This is a genomic window from Paraburkholderia phymatum (assembly GCF_038900715.1).
Taxonomy (GTDB): domain Bacteria; phylum Pseudomonadota; class Gammaproteobacteria; order Burkholderiales; family Burkholderiaceae; genus Paraburkholderia; species Paraburkholderia phymatum_A.
The window spans coordinates 1-16,688 of sequence record NZ_JAYMRZ010000034.1; the positions used below are offsets into that span (position 1 = coordinate 1).

11 protein-coding genes and 1 pseudogene are annotated in these 16,688 nt (G+C 65.2%); 3 read left to right on the top strand and 9 right to left on the bottom strand.

Going from position 1 to position 16,688, the window contains the following annotated elements; genetic code table 11:
* Positions 1-127: 127 nt before the first annotated feature.
* The gene (locus VSR68_RS38305) at positions 128-547 is read right to left on the bottom strand and encodes a PaaI family thioesterase (protein ID WP_342944725.1); all 420 of its coding nucleotides are present in this window, start codon (positions 545-547) and stop codon (positions 128-130) included.
* Between the two features lie 214 nt (positions 548-761).
* Between VSR68_RS38305 and VSR68_RS38310 the strand changes: the two genes are divergently transcribed.
* A complete protein-coding gene (locus VSR68_RS38310; protein ID WP_342944726.1) occupies positions 762-1,421 on the top strand; it encodes a ParA family protein in 660 nt (219 codons plus the stop codon).
* Positions 1,422-1,497: 76 nt separating this feature from the next.
* On the opposite strand, the gene panD is transcribed toward VSR68_RS38310, so the two are convergent.
* From panD to VSR68_RS38330, 4 genes are all read right to left on the bottom strand, one after another.
* Positions 1,498-1,884 (bottom strand): aspartate 1-decarboxylase, encoded by a 387-nt coding sequence (gene panD, locus VSR68_RS38315; RefSeq protein WP_201659202.1) that lies wholly within the window; start codon positions 1,882-1,884, stop codon positions 1,498-1,500.
* A gap of 115 nt (positions 1,885-1,999) precedes the next feature.
* Entirely contained in the window at positions 2,000-2,833 is an 834-nt protein-coding gene (gene panC / locus VSR68_RS38320; RefSeq protein WP_342944727.1) for a pantoate--beta-alanine ligase, read from the bottom strand.
* A 351-nt stretch (positions 2,834-3,184) separates the two neighbouring features.
* On the bottom strand, positions 3,185-4,057 hold the full coding sequence (locus VSR68_RS38325; protein WP_342944728.1) for a ScpA family protein: 873 nt from the start codon (positions 4,055-4,057) through the stop codon (positions 3,185-3,187).
* Entirely contained in the window at positions 4,058-4,243 is a 186-nt protein-coding gene (locus VSR68_RS38330; protein ID WP_342944729.1) for a DUF3460 family protein, read from the bottom strand.
* A gap of 393 nt (positions 4,244-4,636) precedes the next feature.
* Between VSR68_RS38330 and VSR68_RS38335 the strand changes: the two genes are divergently transcribed.
* Complete coding sequence (locus VSR68_RS38335; RefSeq protein WP_428983683.1) at positions 4,637-6,418, top strand: autotransporter assembly complex protein TamA; 1,782 nt, start codon at positions 4,637-4,639, stop codon at positions 6,416-6,418.
* Between the two features lie 43 nt (positions 6,419-6,461).
* Positions 6,462-10,913, top strand: a complete 4,452-nt coding sequence (locus tag VSR68_RS38340) for a translocation/assembly module TamB domain-containing protein (protein WP_342944731.1) — start codon at positions 6,462-6,464, stop codon at positions 10,911-10,913.
* A gap of 68 nt (positions 10,914-10,981) precedes the next feature.
* On the opposite strand, the gene VSR68_RS38345 is transcribed toward VSR68_RS38340, so the two are convergent.
* The 4 genes and pseudogenes from VSR68_RS38345 to VSR68_RS38360 all read right to left on the bottom strand — a co-directional run bounded on the left by VSR68_RS38345 (position 10,982) and on the right by VSR68_RS38360 (position 16,675).
* Positions 10,982-12,061, bottom strand: coding sequence for a hypothetical protein (locus VSR68_RS38345; protein ID WP_342944732.1), 1,080 nt, complete (start codon positions 12,059-12,061; stop codon positions 10,982-10,984).
* 139 nt (positions 12,062-12,200) lie between these two features.
* Positions 12,201-12,848 (bottom strand): annotated as a pseudogene (locus VSR68_RS38350) (adhesin); the annotation flags it as partial.
* Between the two features lie 317 nt (positions 12,849-13,165).
* Positions 13,166-15,352: a methionine--tRNA ligase gene (gene metG / locus VSR68_RS38355; RefSeq protein ID WP_342944733.1), complete on the bottom strand. Its 2,187-nt coding sequence runs from the start codon at positions 15,350-15,352 to the stop codon at positions 13,166-13,168.
* Between the two features lie 672 nt (positions 15,353-16,024).
* On the bottom strand, positions 16,025-16,675 hold the full coding sequence (locus tag VSR68_RS38360) for an OmpA family protein (protein WP_342944734.1): 651 nt from the start codon (positions 16,673-16,675) through the stop codon (positions 16,025-16,027).
* Between the last annotated feature and the right edge of the window lie 13 nt (positions 16,676-16,688).

Consider the following 16,688-nt stretch of genomic DNA (forward strand, 5'->3'; position numbering starts at 1 on the left):
TGCGTCCGGCCCTGACCAGTTCCACCATCTGCGCCCGAAATTCTGTCGGGTACGGCGTACGAGTCTTGCCCATTTCGGCACCTCCTCTTGAAAAAGAATAGGTGTCCGTTCTTGCGGGTCAATCTCATTAGTACAGCACCATTTGCGTACACCGGAACAGCGCCATCGTCTTGCCGTTCGGATCAGTCACCGTCGCGTCCCACACCTGGGTGCTGCGCCCCAGATGCACGCCCTTCACGACCGCGCGGATCGTTCCTTCCGTCGACGTCCCGAGGAAGTTGCTCTTCAGCTCGACCGTCGTGAAATTGCGCGCGTTGTCGGGCAGATGCGCGAGGCACGCGTAGCCGCACGCGGTATCGGCGAGACCGATCACGGTGGCCGCGTGCAGGAAGCCGTTCGGCGCGAGAAGCTCGCTGCGCACGGTCAGCTCGGCCGTCAGCGTGCTTTCGGCGAGGTCGATCACGCGCACGCCCAGCAAGCCGGGCAGCGTGCCTTTCTGGCGCTCATGGAGCCGGTCGATCGTGTAATCGCTGCGCAGTTTGCTCATAATCCTGGTACTCTCGAAAAAAGGGAGGGAAGCGTCCCTCGGATGCGTAGGGACTTCGACGCGACAGGTTTTGCCGATATTATCAACGGCTGGAATAATCGGCCCACACCGAGCCAAAGCGCCCATGCCGTATCAACGGGCCGCGCAGCGCGGGCGGGCCGGAAGTCGAGCGGCAAACCGGCTGGCAGCGCCAGCCATCTTCCCGGGAGAATTCATGACGGTGATCGTGGTGGCGAATCCAAAGGGCGGTGTGGGCAAGAGCACACTGTCGACCAATCTGGCTGGCTATTTCGCGGCTGAGGGCCAATGGGTCGCGCTCGCCGATCTCGACCGGCAGCAGTCCGCGCATGCGTGGCTCGATCTGCGCCCGGAAACGCTGCCGGCCATCGAAACGTGGCACGTCGATCCGGACGCGCCTGCCAAGCCGCCCAAGGGTCTCGAGCAGGCTGTCGTCGATACGCCCGCCGGGCTGCACGGCAACCGGCTGAACGTGGCGCTGTCGCTCGCGGACAAGGTGATCGTGCCGCTGCAGCCGTCGATCTTCGACATTCTCGCGACCAAGGAATTTCTCGAGCGGCTCGCGAAGGAAAAGGCCGTGCGCAAAGGCGCGATCGAGATCGGCGTGGTCGGCATGCGCGTGGATGCGCGCACGAAGTCGGCGGACCAGCTGCATCGCTTTGTCGAGGGACTGGATCTGCCCGTGCTCGGCTACCTGCGCGATACGCAGAACTACGTGCAACTGGCGGCGCACGGCCTGACGCTGTGGGACGTCGCGAAAAGCCGCGTCGAGAAAGACCTGGAGCAGTGGCAGTCGATCACCGCGTGGCTCAACGGGAAAGGCTCGGGCGGGAAGGGGAGCGGGAAGAAAGGCTGAACGCGGCTTTTCGATCCGATAGCCGCTTCAGCCTTCGTTGCCACCTTTGTTGCCAGCCCCGTCGCTGGCGACCAGATCAGGTCCAGCTTTGCGTCGGCACGTGATCGCGGCTGCCCTTGATAGCGTTGTTTTCGTCGACGAACACGAGATCCGGCTTCCAGCCCGCCTTCAGCTCTTCTTCGTCGACGTTCGCGAACGCCGCGATGATCACGAGATCGCCCAGTTGCGCGCGCCGCGCCGCCGAGCCGTTCAGCGAAATCATGCCGCTGCCGCGCTCGCCCTTGATCGCATACGTCGAAAAGCGCTCGCCGTTGTTGATGTTCCAGATGTCGATGCGCTCGTTCTCGACGATGTTCGCCGCTTCCAGCAGGTTTTCGTCGATCGCGCACGAGCCTTCGTAGTGCAGCTCGCAGTGCGTGACCACCGCGCGGTGAATCTTCGACTTCAGCATGTTGCGTTGCATGGCTAATCCTTTGGCGTTGCTACTGCTTTGACCGCTCTGGCCGCTTGGGGCCACTTGAGGCCACTTGAGGCCGCGTTTGGCCTTGCCCTAGCGCGAACTGGCGCCGCGGTTGAGTTCAGATTTCGAGGTTGTCGATCAGTCGCGTCACGCCGAGCTTCGCGGCGGCGAGCACGACGAGCGGCGCGTCCAGTTCGTGCGCGGCAGGCGCGATCAGGTTCGAGCGCTTGCGGATCGCGATGTAGTCCGGCTTCCAGCCGCGCGAAGCCAGCGACGCCATCGCCTCCTGCTCCAGCTTCGCGAAATCGCGGCTGCCCGACAGCACGGCTTCGCGCACGCGGCCGAGCGTGACCGCGAGCATCGGCGCTTCGGCGCGCTCGGCTTCGCTCAGATAGCGGTTGCGCGAGCTGAGCGCGAGGCCGTCGGTGTCGCGCACGGTTTCGGCGGCGATGATGTCGGTGGGCAGCGCAAACTGCTCGGTCATCGCGCGCACGATCATCAGCTGCTGATAGTCCTTCTTGCCGAACACGGCGACGCGCGGCTGCACGCACGACATCAGCTTCATCACGACCGTGCAGACGCCCGTGAAGAAGCCAGGCCGGAACTCGCCTTCGAGAATATCGCCGAGGTCGTGCGGCGGATGCACGCGGTATTCTTGCGGCTGCGGATACATGTCGCGTTCCGTCGGCGCGAACAGCACGTAGACGTTTTCCTTTTGCAGCTTCTCGATGTCCGCTTCGAGCGTGCGCGGATATTTGTCGAAGTCTTCGTTCGGGCCGAATTGCAGGCGGTTCACGAAGATGCTCGCCACGACCGGGTCGCCGTGCTGGCGCGCGAGGCGCATCAGCGACAGATGCCCTTCGTGCAGGTTGCCCATCGTCGGCACGAAGGCGGTGCGGTTCTGGCCGCGCAACTGGTCGCGCAATTCCTGGATCGAGCTGATGACTTTCATGATCGGGCGGTGTTGTGAGCCATTCGGGCCGCTAACGGCGGTTGGATGGCTCGCGGTTGTCTCGTTTGCGCGAAATGTCGCGCGCTTTCGTGATATCCACGCAGAGCCGGCTGGGCCGGCTTTGAAGCCTTCAAAGCGCGGGATTGTAGTGGATTTGTTGTTGTGGTGCACCAGATCCGGGCGGGGGGTAAACGCCTGGCCTGGCGCCGGATCTCGACCCTGGTTTTGGGGCCGCAGCCGCTGCCGGGAGCGCGTCTGTTGGAGCGCCCAGAAGGCCCTGCTGCAAGTGCGCGGACGGCTACGGCGGGAGTATGACGCAACGCTCGTTCCCCGCGCCGACGACGCCGCCTGTCAGGCCGGCAGGTAAGCCAGCCGCACGTAAATCGGCGCGAACGGCTCGGCCTGCGTGATCTCGATCAACGATTCACGCGACAGCTCGAGCATCGCAATAAAGTTCACGACGACGACGGGTACGCCGCGCGTCGTGTCGAACAACTCCGAAAACTCCATGAAGCGCGCATTCTGCAGCTTGCGCAGGATCACGCTCATGTGCTCGCGCACGGACAACTCCTCGCGCGAAATCTTGTGATGCTGGACGAGCTTGGCCCGTTTGATCACGTCGGCCCACGCGGCGCGCAGGTCGTCCGTGTTCACGTCCGGGAAGCGCGGCGAGATGCTCTGCTCGATGTACACCTCGGCGCGCAGGAAGTCGCGGCCGAGCTGCGGCAACTGGTCGAGGCGCTGCGCCGCGAGCTTCATCTGCTCGTATTCGAGCAGGCGGCGCACCAGTTCGGCGCGCGGGTCTTCCGCTTCCTCGCCCGTGTCCGCCTTCTTCACGGGTAGCAGCATGCGCGACTTGATCTCGATCAGCATCGCCGCCATCAGCAGATATTCGGACGCGAGTTCGAGATTGGTCTTGCGCAGCTGTTCGACATAGCCGAGGTATTGGACCGTCACTTCGGCCATCGGAATGTCGAGCACGTTGAAGTTCTGCTTGCGGATCAGGTACAGCAGCAGATCCAGCGGGCCTTCGAAGGTCTCGAGAAAGACTTCGAGGGCGTCCGGCGGGATATACAGGTCCTGCGGCAGCTTGAAGAGCGGCTCGCCGTACAGGCGAGCGAAAGCGATGCCGTCGACGGTGTCGGGCGTCGAGTCGGTAGCGGGCGTGGCGAGCGCTGCGTCGGACTTTTCCGTTGCGGCGCGGGCCTCGTCGGCGGTGGTCACTTAGAAGTTCTGGTAGTAGACGTACGGCGTCTGTTTTACGCGCGCAGCCTGATTGGACGCGCGTTCGTCGAGGTCGATCGGCTGCTTGTCCCACAAGAGTGAGCGGCCGCGACGCTGCTCTTCCTCCAGAGTGGGCTTTTGCTGCTTCAGTTGGTTCAGGAACTGCGTGATATCCGATTGATACATGGCTCGACGTCCGTGAATGAAGGTGACGGCGCCCGAAAGATGGCCTGGAAGGCGGGGCCGCCGATGCAGAACAGGATTTTACCGCAAGCCCGGGCAGGTCAAGCGAAAAGTCAGCGGAACCGCGAGCGGTCTGTGACGTCCAAGGCGGGCACCCGTGACATGCGTCGGGCATGCGTCACGGTGCGTTTGCACGGGCTGACGTCGCGCGTTCGATAAATTGCGCGCCAGCGCCGATGTGGTCAAATAGCGGGGGTTCCCCTGCGCCTTGACTGGCCGGGTGTCGGCATTCTTCAACAAATCGTCAACAAGAGCCGGAGGTCGTGTTTGGCGGGGTGGGCCATCGAGCGGTCATGCAAACGCCGCACCGAAATCCAGGTACAAGACCGTGCCGCGATGCACCACGCATCGTATGCGGCGGCGCTGCTGCGCGCGTGCGTGTCATGCGGGCTCTGCGTGCTGCTGCTGCTGACGGCTTCGCACGCCCACGCCGCGCGCGCGAAGCCGTCGTTCAAGGTCGACGTCGAGGCGGAGCCGCGCTCGCTGCGCAAGCTGCTTGAAGAGCATCTCGACATTTCCCGCTTCGCGAAACGCGACGACATCTCCGCCGAGCAGTTCGATTTCCTCGTGACGGCGACGCCGCAGCAGGTGCGCGATCTCGCTTCGACGCAAGGCTATTTCACGCCCGTCGTGCGGACCGACGTGCGCACCGTGGACGACAAAAAAGAGGTGCACGTTTCCGTCGATCCCGGCCCGCGCACGACGATCTCGTCGATTTCGCTGTCGTTTCGCGGCCCGGTGCTGACGGAAGACCCCACGCAGGAAAACGCGACGCGTTTTGCTTTCTCGCTGCACGAAGGCGATCCGTTCACGCAGTCGGACTGGGACGACGCGAAGGACGCGGCGCTGAAGGCGCTCCAGGCGCGCCGCTATCTGGGCGCGAAGATCGCGCGCTCCGAGGCGCGCGTCGACCCGCGCACGCACGAGGCGAAACTGTCCGTCACCTTCGACAGCGGCCCGACCTTCACGATGGGCAAGCTTGACGTGTCGGGGCCGCGGCGCTATCCGGAGCGCATCGTCGAGAACGTCAATCCGATTTCGCCGGGCGAAGTCTACGACGTGCAGCGCGTGACGGAGTTGCAGCGCCAGTTGCAGAACACGCCGTACTACGCGAGCGTCGCGATCGACGTCGGCAACGATACGGAAAAGCCGCTCGAAACGCCCGTACACGTGAAGGTCAGCGAGTACCCGTACAACAGCGTGCGCGGCGGCGTCGGCTATTCGACGGACACGGGCGCGCACATTCAGGGCTCGTATTCGTATCTCGACACGTTCGGCGCGGCGTGGCCGTTTTCCGTCGCCGGGCGGCTCGACCAGATCCAGCAGTACGGCGAGGTGAAGCTCGCGATGCCGCCCGGACGCCGTGGCTGGACCAATAGCGCGATTGTGTCGTACACCAGCACGGACGTGTCCGATACGCGCATCTACAGCCTGCGCGCGGGCGTGCAGCGCACGCGCACCTCGCAGTACATCGACTACGCGTACTCGATCCTGTACTACCAGGACCGGCTGGACCAGAACATCCAGGCGCCGACGACGAGCCGCGCGCTCGTGCCCGCCTGGTCGTGGACGCGCCGCAATACCGACGATGTGCTGTTCCCGCGCTCGGGCAACCTGCTGCACGTCGAGGCGGGCTTCGCGGTAAAGGGTTTCCTGACCGACCAGACCTTCATTCGCGGCTATGCGCGCGGCCAGCAGTACGTGCCCGTCGGCGTGCGCGACCTGATCCTGTTCCGCGCGGAGCTGGGCGGCGTATTCACGAGCGGACCGTCGAGCGGCGTGCCGGCGTCGCTGCTGTTCCGTGCGGGCGGCTCGAATTCGGTGCGCGGCTACGGATATCAGAGTATCGGTAACAACGTCGGCGGTTCGATTCTGCCGACCAAGTACCTGGTGACGGGCACGTCCGAGTATCAGCACTGGTTCAACCGCGACTGGGGCGCGGCGGTGTTCTTCGACATCGGCACGGCCACCGATACCTGGGGCGAAAAGGTCTTCTATCCGGGCGTCGGCGTGGGCGCGCGCTGGCGCAGCCCCGTCGGTCCCGTGAACGTCGATCTCGCCTATGGCATTCGCAACAAGAGCGTGCGGCCTTATCTGACGCTCGGCATCGCCTTCTGATTTCCCACTGAACTCACACCGAACCCGATAGCCATTCCCAAGCATGACGACGGACCCATCCGCGAATCCATCAGAGAACTCGCCAGGCGGCAACCCGCCGGGCGGCGAGCCGCCTCGCGGCCCGGATGGGTCCGGCACGCCGCCGCCCGAAAACAAGCCGCGCCGCGGCAGGCGGCTGTGGAAGGCGATCGTCTGGGGGATCACCGTGCCCGTCGTGCTCGTCGCGCTGATCGGCGGCGCGCTGTATGGCGTGTTCGTCACCGAGCGCGGCACCGCTTACGCGTGGCAGGCGGCCGTGAAGCTGCTGCACGGGCAGCTCGAAGGCAAGCTCGACGGCGGCGCGATCGCGACGGGCCTGCACCTGCGCGACGTGCGCTGGCGCAGCCTCGACGGCAGCGGCACCGATATCCGCATCGACCGCATCGACGGGCGATGGGCGCTGTCCGACAAGCCCTGGCGCTTCGTCGTCGATTATCTGCACATCGGCACGGTCGACGCACGCATCGCGCCGTCCACGTCGAAGTCCGAGCCGATGAGCCTGCCCAAGGATCTGCGCGTGCCGCTGCAACTGGCCGTGCGCAATCTGAGCGTCGACAGGCTGATCCTGCACGAAGGCGGATCGACGTCCGAATACGCGCGGCTGCAATTCCACGGGCGCAGCGACGGCCGGCATCACGAGGCGTCCGTCGACCGGCTCGACACGCCGTTCGGCGCGGTGACGGCGGCGGCGAAGCTCGACGGCGTGCGGCCGTTTCCGCTGACGGGCGACGCCGGCTATTCCGGCAAGGTCAACGACGAGCCGGTGCAGGTGCGCGCGCATCTGTCGGGCACGCTCGAAACGCTGGTCGCCGAACTCGACGCAACGGGGATGAAGCTGGCGGGCCATGCGCGCGTCGAGGCGACGCCTTTCGCCGATGTGCCGTTGCAGCGCGCGACGCTCACTTTCGATCACGTGAATCCGCAGGCTTTCGCACCCGGCGCGCCGCTCGCCGATCTCGCCGTGCGTGCCGAGTTGCAGCCCGTACAGCGCGACGCGGCGGGGCATGAGCCAATGCTTGGGGCGGCGAGTGAGGCGGCGAGCGGCGCCAGCAGCGTGGGTGCGGCGAGCGTGGCGGGTCCGGCGGCGACCGCAAGTTCGGCCAGGGCGGCGAGCCCCGCCAGCGTCGCCAGTTCCGCTCATCCGGCAAGCGTAGCGAGCGCCCCCACGCCGGCATCGCAGCCCGGCGCGCGCGCCTTCGCCGTGCAAGGGGCGGTGTCGATCGTGAACGCGAAGCCCGGCTCGATCGACCAGCACCTGCTGCCGTTGATCGACGCGCATGTCGACGTGAGGCTCGACGCGCAGGCACAGCGCCTCTCCAACCTGAACGTGCGGCTCGTGAAGGACGCGACCGTGACGGGCGGCGGCACGCTGACGGGCAAGCGCGGGCAGTTCGATCTGCAAGTGGCGAAGCTGGACCTGAATGCGTTGCAGGCGAGCGTGCGCCCGACGCAGTTCGCCGGGCCCGTTTCGATCCGGCTGAACGACGATATACAAAGCGTCACGCTCGACCTGAACGATCCGAAATCGGCGTTGCGCGCGCAAGGCAAGATCACGCTGGACCCGGCGCGCACGAGCTTCAACGACGTGCGCATCACGTCCGGCAAGGGCCGCATCGACCTGAACGGCGCGATCAAGCGCGACGAGCACTCCACGTACAACCTCAAGGCGACGCTGACGGATTTCGATCCGCTGACGCTGACCACGCAAACGCCGTCGCGCGCGGCGCCGGCCGGCAAGGGTGGCGCAGGAAAGGGCAAGTCGGGTAAAGGCCGCAACACCACGACGAGCGCGCCTGAATCGCCCACGAAGGTACCCACGACGGCACCGACGACGGCGTCGACGAAAGCGTCGTCGAAAGCGTCGGCGAAAACACCCACGAAAACACCCACGAAAACACCCACGAAAACACCCACGAAAACACCCACGACGGCACCCACGAAAACAGCGGCGCATTCACCGGCGAAAGCCCCCGCGTCGCGCAAGATCGAGGCGCGCGTGAACGGCACGCTGTCGGCGGCGGGCGTGCTGGGCCCCGTGTTCACGACGAAAGCCGAGTTCCGCCTCGGCGAAAGCGTCTACGACGGCCTGCCGATGACGGGCAGCGGCACCGTGCAACTGGCCGGCTCGCGCATCCTGCCGAGCCGCGCGAATCTTTCCGTCGCGGGCAATCAGGTCGATCTGCAAGGCAGCTTCGGCGCGCGCGGCGACCGTCTGCGCTTTCACGTCGACGCGCCCGATCTCGAACGGCTCGGCTTCGGGCTCGCGGGTCTCGTCGCAGCGCAGGGCGACGTGACGGGCACGTTCGAGCATCCGAATGTCGCGCTCGACTACAAGGCGGAAAACGTCGTGTTCGCGTCGAACAAGCTCGGGCACGCGGAAGGACACATCGAATTGCGCGATGGCGCGAACGGCGCGATGGTCTTCACGACGGACGCGCGCGACGTCAGCACGGCCGGTGTCGAGCTGAACACGCTCACCGCGCGGCTGAACGGCACGCGCGCGAAACACACGCTCGATGCCGCCGCGAAAGGCACGCTGCAAGGCCGGCCGCTCGACCTGGCGCTGGCTGCGAACGGCAAGCTCACCGACGCGCGCGACGGCACGCACTGGGACGGCACCGTCACGCGCCTGTCGAACAAGGGCACGCCCGCGCTGAACATGGAATCGCCGCTCACCGTGAGCGCGGGCGGCCAGCGCGTGACGCTCGGCGCGACGCGGCTGACGCTCGAAGGCGCGGTGCTCGATCTGAAGTCGTTCGCGCTCGATCACGGGCGCATCCGTTCGGCGGGCACGCTGACGGGCGTATCGGTCGCGCGGATGCTCGAATTGCGCCAGGAGTTCACTGGCGTGCCGTCGACGCTGAAAACCGATCTCATCTTCGACGGCAACTGGGACTTCGCGCTCGCCGACACGGCGACGGGTCATATCGAGCTGAAGCGGCGCGGCGGCGACATCACGCTCGAAGTGGGGCGCGGCTACGCGCCCGTCGGCATCGGCGACGTCGCCGTGCGCGCGGACTTCAGCGGCGGCAATCAGCTGAACGCGACCGTGCATGCGCTGGCGAGCCGCATCGGCGTGGTCGACGCGTCGGCGCATACGACGCTCGTGCCGCGCGACGGCGTGCTGACGCTCAATCAGGAAGGGCCGCTCACGGGCAGCATCAACGCGAACGTGCCGTCGCTGAAGACGACGGGCGGGCTGTTCGGGCCGAGCTATCTGCTCGACGGCCATCTGGCGCTCAAGCTCGCGCTCGGCGGCACGGTCGCGAAGCCGAACCTGTCGGGCTCGCTGATCGGCGACGGACTGTCGGCGACGCTCGTCGACCAGGGCGTGCAGTTGAAGGACGGCGTGGTGCACATCGCGCTCTCCGAAAATCTCGTCGATTTCCAGCAGGTCGAGTTTCATGGCGCGTCGGGCACGCTGCGCGCGACGGGCCGCGTGCGGCTCGACAACGCCGAGCCCGATCTGACGGCGAACATCATCGCGGACAAGCTCGAACTGTTCGCAGCGCCGGACCGGCAGCTGACGATGTCGGGCAGCGCAAGCGTGGCGAATGCGGGTGCACAAGGCGGACTCGCGATCAACGGCAAGTTCGTCATCGATCACGCGTTGTTCGACATGCCCGAGAAGGGCGAGCCGCGTCTCGGCGACGATGTCGTGGTCGTGCGCGCGGATGGATCGGTGGCGGGCGGCAAGCCGCAGGAAACCGGCAATTCGAACAAGCCGGTCGGCGCGTTTGCGCCGCGCGCGAACATCGATATCGATCTGGGCCAGAAATTCCGCTTCCGCGGCCAGGGCGCGGACGTCGGCCTGCGCGGCACGATCACCGCGTTGAGCGCGCCGAACATGCCGCTGCGCGCGGTCGGCAACGTGCGCGTCACGGAAGGTTCGACCTATACGGCGTTCGGCCGCAAGCTCGGCATCGAAAACGGCTTCTTCACGTTCAACGGGCCGGTCGCGAATCCCGGCATCAACATTCTCGCGATGCGCCGCAACCAGCAGGTCGAGGCAGGCGTGCAGGTGACGGGCACGATCCAGTCGCCCGTCGCGAAGCTGGTGTCGGAGCCGAGCGTGCCGGACAACGAAAAGCTCTCGTGGCTGCTGTTTGGACACGGCACCGACCAGGGCAACAACGTCGGCCAGCAGAGCACGATGACGACGGCGCTTGCGCTGCTCGGCAGCGCCAGCGGCAAGCGCATCGCGCAGGAGTTCGGGCTCGATGAATTCTCGATCGGCCGAAGCGAGGTGGGGCTGACCGATCCGCAGGTCGTGATGGTGTCGAAGGCGATCAGCGAGTGGCTCGTGATCGGCTATGAACAGGGCCTGCAGTCGGCGAGCAACGCGATCAAGGCAACCGTGAACCTGACGCGCTACTGGTCGGTGGCCGCGTACGGCGGCACGTTCCAGGGGATGGACTTGCAGTACACGCGGCGCTTCGACAAGCTGCGGTGGTGATCAAAAAAAGGCCGGCACGCTGTACGAGCGGCCGGCCGTTTCGAGAGCGGACAGTTGGCGGCGATGCGTCAGCGCGCGTCTGCCTGCCGTTGCGCATTTACCAGCGCCTGCACGATCCGGCCGAACGCCTCGGGCCGTCCCTCGAAAATCCGCTCGACCGCCTTTTCTTCGATCAACCGGCGCCGCAGCATCTCGCGTTCGGCGTGCTGCGTGGCGAGCCGCACGGCGGCGCGCACGTATTCGTCGATCGAATGCGTGGTCAGCCACGCGGGCATGCCCGCGCGTCCGAAAAGGCCGCTGTCGATATGCTCGAAGACTTCGGCGCCGCACAGATTGACGCCGGGCAGACCGAGCGTGAGCGCATCGACGATGCCGTTCGTATTGCCGAACGGAAACGGGCTCACGAACATGTCCATCGTATTGATGATCTTGAGGTAGGCCGGATAGCCCATCCCGCCGTACACCAGCACGTTTTCGCGCGGCAGTGCCGCCTCGATCAGCCGGCGCACGTAGGCGATATCGAGACCTTCGGCCCACGACGTCATGAAATGGAAGCGCACGGGAATCCCCGCCGTTTCGATGATCCGCCGGCACGCGCCGAGAAAGCGCGGATTGAGCTTCATCGCGCTCGCGGTGACGGCGATGTCGATGAACTCGCCGCGCTCGGGAATGCCAGGCGTGATGTCGGTGAGCAGTTTCGACGGCACATACGGCTGGCCGTCCTTCGGCAGGCGCATCAGCTTTTCGCTGAAGCACGCGGGATCGCCGACGAAATCTTCCTCGACGCTCACGTAGTCGATGCACGACGCGTGCATCGTCGCCGGATGGCCGAGCGCTGCGATCTGTAGCGGCGCGACGCGCACGTTCGTCATGAAGATCGTGTGCGGGAACATGCCGACGCTCGGCATGTACAGCACGGCGGGCGGATTGTCGCGCGCGAAGTTCTGCACCTGCCGCACGATCTCGCCGACATATTCCGGATGCTCGAACGGAATGAATCGGTCGAACACGGCGCGGCCTGCTTCGTCGACGTGCTGCGCCTCGCCGAATGCGACGACTTCGAAGCGCTCGCGCGCGGCGAGCATCGTGCGCGAATGCGTGCGATAGATCGAATGGCCGCCGTTGAACCATTCGAGCACGACGATCATCAGCGGCTTGCGCTCGGCCTGTTCTTCCGGCGCGGGCGCGCGCGACGTCCGCCTCGTGGGCGAGCAGACCGAGCGAGTCGAGTTTCCTGCGCACGAACTGGCTGATGCCGCGCTTCATCGCATGACGGTTCGGCAGATCGGAATAGCTGCAATGCATGTACGCGCCGCAGACGGCCGCGCCCGGCAGATCGTCGAGGTCGTCGATGGTTTCGAGCGCGCCGGGCAGCCATTCGATCAGGCGCTCGCGCTTTGCATGCGCCGCCGGCGAGATCACGACGGCCGAACCCACGATCGACATGCCGAGGCCCGTCGCGAGCACCGGCTCGCTCCTGGCCAGATCGGCCAGATCGATTTCGTACTGCGATTCGACCGTGTACAGAACGATCTGCTTTCTGATCAGCGCTTTCGCGCTGTCGGCATCGTCCGACGATGGCGCGTGTTCGAGCAGCGCGCGCAGGATGTGATCCGTGCTGCCGTAAGCCGACGCGACGAACAGCATGTTGAGCCAATGACGGCTCGTGAAAAGCTGGTTGAACTGCTTGTCGCTCAGGCGGAATTGCGGATCGGCGAGGAGCGTCGTGAGGGCGTCGGCGATGCGTTGCAGCGTCGCGGCTGCTTCCTTGCTCGCCGGAAGATTCGGATCGGCGAATGCCAGGTCGACGCCCGGCAGCCGGCTGCGGTTCGAAATGAGTGTGTTGATCAACACGATCAGCGCTTCGTGCGCGGCGTCGTAGTCACGGGAAGCAACGAGGGCTTCGAACTGGTCGAGGGAGAATTCAGTGCTCATGTCGGTGGTCGATTCGGGATGACGAGGGGCTGTGTCGTCGCGTTGAGATGCCCGCTCTGAAACGCTTGTCGCGTCAGCGGAAACGCCGGCAGTCGGGCGTCCGACAAACCGATCGCAATTTTCGAAGAATTCGATTGAGCTGAATGTAGGAACACTCTTATTTTGAGAAAGGATTCGGCTGCGGAAGCTGTTCCGTCTCGGCTTGCGTGGTCTTGCGCGGCCCGTCACCGCTGCCGGAGCCAGGACGAAAAAAAAGCACGTCCGAAGACGTGCTTTCGTGTACGGCGTGATCGCGCCAAAAGCGCGATGTGCTCGCGTTACTTGACGCGCATGCCGGGCTTCGCGCCGCTGTCCGGCTCGAGCACGTAGATGCCCGGCTCGGCCTTCTCGTCGGCGGCCGATGCCGCGAGCACCATGCCTTCGGACAAGCCGAATTTCATCTTGCGCGGCGCGAGGTTCGCGACCATCACCGTCAGCTTGCCGACCAGCTGCTCGGGCTGATACGCCGACTTGATGCCCGAGAACACATTGCGCGTCTTTTCTTCGCCGACGTCGAGCGTCAGTTGCAGTAGCTTGTCCGATCCTTCGACCGCGCGGCAATCGACGATCTTCGCAATGCGCAGATCGATCTTCGCGAAATCGTCGATCGAGATGATGCCGCTGTCGTCGGGCTTTGCGTGCGCGTCGCCGTGGGTGGCTGCCGTCGCTTTCGCGTGCGCCTTGGCCTTGGCCTGCGCCTGAGTCTTGTCGGCTTCGGCCGCCGCGCCAGCCGCCGGCTGCAGCGAGCTGCGGTTCGCGGCGAGCAGCGCCTCGATCTGCTTCGGATCGACGCGGGTCATCAGGTGCTTGTACGCGTTGATCGCGCGCGCGGAACTCAACGGCTTGTCTGCATCCGTCCATGTCAGCGGCTTGACGCCGAGGAACGCCTCGGCCGCTTCGACGACCTTCGGCAGCACCGGCTTGAGCGCCAGCGACAGCAGACGGAACGCTTCGAGCGACACGCTGCACGTCTCGTGCAGCGCGACGGCGTTCGCCGGGTCCTTCGCCTGATCCCAAGGCTTGGCTGTATCGACGTATGCGTTCACGGAATCGGCCAGCTCCATCGTCAGGCGCAGCGCGCGGCCGTAGTCACGCGCTTCGTAGTGAGCGGCGATCTGCGGAATCGCTGCGCGCAGCGACGCCAGCAGCGGATGCTGCATCGCGCTGTCCTGCACGCGGCCGTCGAAGCGCTTGATCAGAAAGCCGGCTGCGCGGCTCGCGATGTTCACGTACTTGCCGACGAGATCGCTGTTCACACGCGCCTGGAAGTCCTCGAGGTTCAGGTCGATGTCTTCCATCGTGCTGTTCAGCTTGGCCGCGAAGTAGTAGCGCAGCCATTCCGGATTCATGCCCGTTTCGATCACGCTGTTGGCCGTGATGAACGTGCCGCGCGACTTCGACATCTTCGCGCCATCGACGGTCAGGAAGCCGTGCGCGAACACGTTGGTCGGCGTGCGATGGCCGGAGAATTCGAGCATCGCGGGCCAGAACAGCGTGTGGAAGTACAGGATGTCCTTGCCGATGAAGTGATACTGCTCGGCCTTCGAGCCCTTCTTCACCCAGGCGTCGAAATCGACGCCGCACTTTTGCGCGAGATTGCGGAAGCTCGCGTAGTAGCCGACGGGCGCATCCAGCCACACGTAGAAGTACTTGCCCGGCGCGCCCGGAATCTCGAAGCCGAAGTAGGGCGCGTCGCGCGAGATGTCCCAGTCGGCGAGCTTGGCTTCGCCCGCGTCGCCGAGCCATTCGCGCATCTTGTTGGTCGCTTCCTGCTGCGCGAGGCCGCCGACCCAGCCGCGCAGGAACGACTCGCAGCGCGGGTCCGACAGCTTGAAGAAGTAGTGCGTCGAAGTCTTCTTGATCGGCGTCGCGCCCGACACGACCGAGTACGGGTTGATCAGCTCGGTCGGCTGGTACGTCGAGCCGCACACTTCGCAGTTGTCGCCGTACTGGTCCTTCGCGTGGCACTTCGGGCACTCGCCCTTGATGAAGCGGTCCGGCAGGAACATTTCCTTGACGGGGTCGTATGCCTGCTCGATATCGCGCGCTTCGATCAGGCCGGCCTCCTGCAGCGCCGTGTAGATCGACTCCGACAGCACGCGGTTCTCTTCGGAATCGGTCGAGTAGTAGTTGTCGAACGAAATGCCGAAGTTGTCGAAGTCGCGCTTGTGCTCCTGCCACACGCGGTCGATCAGCTGCTTCGGCGTGATGCCTTCCTGTTCCGCCTTCAGCATGATCGGGGTGCCGTGCGTGTCGTCGGCGCCGACGTAGTAGACCTCGTGCCCATGCATTCGCAGCGCGCGGACCCAGATGTCCGTCTGGATATATTCGACCAGGTGGCCGATATGGATTTGCCCGTTCGCGTACGGCAGGGCAGACGTGACGAGGATCTGGCGGCGGCTCTTGGGCGCGCCGGCGGCGGTGAGGTCCGCGGATTGAACCGCGGTGGCGTCGGTTGCTGACATGTGGGTTCTATGGACTGGCGGAAGGTACGGGCGGCCGTCAATACGTCAACGCGGACGGCGCTGCGCCCAGGACCACACGGGCGGGGTGTCCGCTCGAGCAGCTCGGGTTGTCGAACGCGGCTTCGCGGATTGTCGTCGCGCGTAAAACCGGCCCGAATCGCCGATTTTACCAGCGTGGACCCGTGGAGGCAGCGCGCGGGTGAGCGCGGGCATTCGGTTGCAATCTGGCGGCGAGGCGGTGGCGATGCGTGTCGCGCTGAATTGCGTGCGTGAACTACGCAGAGAGGAGTCGCGTCGCGCTCGCACTGGATGCATCACACAGTCGAGCGCATGCGACCAGGATCGCGATGCACGCATTTGCGGTGCGCGGCTTTATGCGGAAGGGGACGGGAAAGCAGGCAAAAAAAACCGGGGCTATGGGCCCCGGAGCAACAACGACAAGAGGAGAATGGTGACGCGGCGGCGTCGCCGCACGCGTACCGTAAAGACAGACAGCGGAATTTCAGAAGAGTTCGAAAAAATTTTCGATTCGCTTGTGCGGTCCGCTGCGAGGCGCTTCGGGGCTCATCGGGGCCGCTTTCCGCCTGATCCTGCGCGTAGGCCTTCCGCTCCCGCACGAACCCGTCTGAACAGGGCTCTGCGACGCAGAAGCCCTTCCTTTCCCCACTGTCCTTATTGCGCGTGCTGCGCCATTGCGCGCAGATAGATTTCGACGCGGCGGTTTTGCGCACGGCCCGCTTCCGTGTTGTTGTCAGCGATCGGCTGGTTCGCGCCCATGCCCGAAGCCGACAGGCGCTGCGACGCGACGCCGTCCTGCGCCAGCGCGTTCGTCACGCTTTGCGCGCGATTGACGGAGAGCGTCTGGTTATAGGCCGGTTGGCCCGTGCTGTCGGTGTGGCCCACGACTTGCGCAACCACTTCCGGATTCTGGTTCAGCGTTTGCGCGACCTGCGTGAGCACAGGTGCGAACGACTGCTTGATCGCGTAGCTGTTCGTATCGAACGTGACCGAGCTCGGGATGTTCAGCTTGAGCGAGCCGTCCGGCTGCTCGCTGATCTGCGTGCCCGTGCCCTTCGTCGCGCCCGACAGCTTGTTCTTGATGTTCTGCCAGTTGTAGCCGGTGACGCCGCCGACGGCCGCGCCGACGCCCGCGCCGATCGCCGCGCCCTTGCCGCCGCCGAAGATCGCGCCGAGTGCGGCGCCTGTGCCCGCGCCGACACCCGTGCCGACGGCCGTATTGGTGCCCTGCTGGGTTGCGCAGCCGCCGAGCAGCGCGCCAACGACAGCCAACGCCGACAGGCGCGTCATGATTTTTGCATTCATTTTGAGTCCTCTT